We start from the raw sequence: 1,696 nt of genomic DNA on the forward strand, positions 1-1,696 counted from the left end.
ATTTTCAGGAGTATACCTATCCCAATTTTATATGGTTATAATTAAACAATAGTTTTATTCATCCTTTATTGTCAAGCTAATCTGTACGTATTTTATTATATAAAAAAAAGACCGGATTAATGGTAAGATCACCTTAACCGGTCCTTTTTATATCTATATTTCATTCACCGTGAATCATTTCAGGACTCGTTTAATAGCTTCATCATGAGCTTCCACCGTTCGAAGAATATCATTTTCCGTGTGAACTACAGACATCGAATAGCGATTTAGAGGCTTCGTATAAACCCCCAATTTTAATAACTCATAATCTATTTCCTTTCTTAATTTCATATCTGCCTTTTCCATATCACGATAATTTTTAATTGGATTTTCGGATAAGATGATATTGAAGATACTGCCCATACCGACTGTTTGCATGCTCAGGCCATGTTTTTTATATACATCTTCTAGTTGCTTACGTAGGGATTGAGTTTTGGCAAACAAGTCATCCATTGTTCCTTCTTTTTCTAACACGTCTATAGTAGCTAACCCAGCAGCCAGTATGGTTGGATGACCATTGTATGTTCCACTATGATATAGAGGATCACGTTTATCCGTATTTTTCGCTCCAGCTGTTAAAATATCACGTCCACCTCTCGCTGAGGTGATCATCATAATTTCCTTCTTCCCTCCAATAGCCCCGACAGGGAATCCTCCACCTAGAACTTTTCCTAACGCAGTAATATCTGGTTTAATATTATATATTTTTTGTGCCCCTCCAATTGATAATCTGAACCCAGTCTTAACTTCATCAAAAATTAGGACAATATTAAGTTCTTCCGTAAGCTTACGAAGACCATCCATGAATTCTTGTTCAGCAGGTATAAATCCGCCTTGAATCGGTTCTAAAATAACGCCAGCTAATTCATGTGCATGTGCGCGTAAAATCTTTTCGGTAGATTCTAAATCATTGAATGGAAGAACAACAGTATTTTCAATATAGTAATCTGGTAATCCTCTTGATTCTCCAACTGATTTTGGAGCTTTTGGGTCCCCTGCTTTATCCATATCAGGGTTAACACTAACCAATACTTGATCATACCCTCCATGATAATGCCCTTCAAACTTTGCTAGTTTCGGTTTACCCGTATAAGCAACCGCGGTACGAATTGCGAGAAGTGTTGCTTCTAGGCCGGAATTCGTATAACGAACCATTTCTATACCAGAATATAATTCTATTAATTTTTCTGCCATTTTGATTTCCATCTCATGGGGCGTACCAAAAATTGTCGTACCAGACTCCAACATTTGTTTTGTCACAGCCTCAAATACTTTTTGGTGTCCATGTCCTAAAATAAGAGCTCCATAACATAATAGATAATCGATATATTCATTACCATCCACATCATATAACTTACTGCCTTTTCCTTTTTCCATCATTAGTGGGTGCGGAGCGAAGTATTTAATATTTGCTGTGACACCGCCTGGAATCACTTCACAAGCTTTTTCAAATAATTCAGCTGATTTTTTTGTGTTTTCTGATAACGTTGAATTGTGTTCTAGTATCATAACGATCTTCCCCTTTATAAAAATTTCGATTTTCATGCGAAGTGATTATAAGCTAAGCAAAGCCGATAATCTCCACAACTTAAGTAAGCGTTTGCAACCTAAGGTTTTATTTTTTTAGAAAATTACTTTTTGAACCAATTTAATATTG

Annotated in this window: 1 protein-coding gene; it reads right to left on the reverse strand. The window is 35.8% G+C overall.

What is annotated here, in order from left to right:
* Positions 1-174: 174 nt before the first annotated feature.
* Positions 175-1,548: an aspartate aminotransferase family protein gene (locus ACFWE9_RS26845; protein WP_377359665.1), complete on the reverse strand. Its 1,374-nt coding sequence runs from the start codon at positions 1,546-1,548 to the stop codon at positions 175-177.
* Positions 1,549-1,696: the final 148 nt, after the last annotated feature.

Source organism: Peribacillus sp. NPDC060253, assembly GCF_042727425.1.
Lineage (GTDB): Bacteria > Bacillota > Bacilli > Bacillales > DSM-1321 > Peribacillus.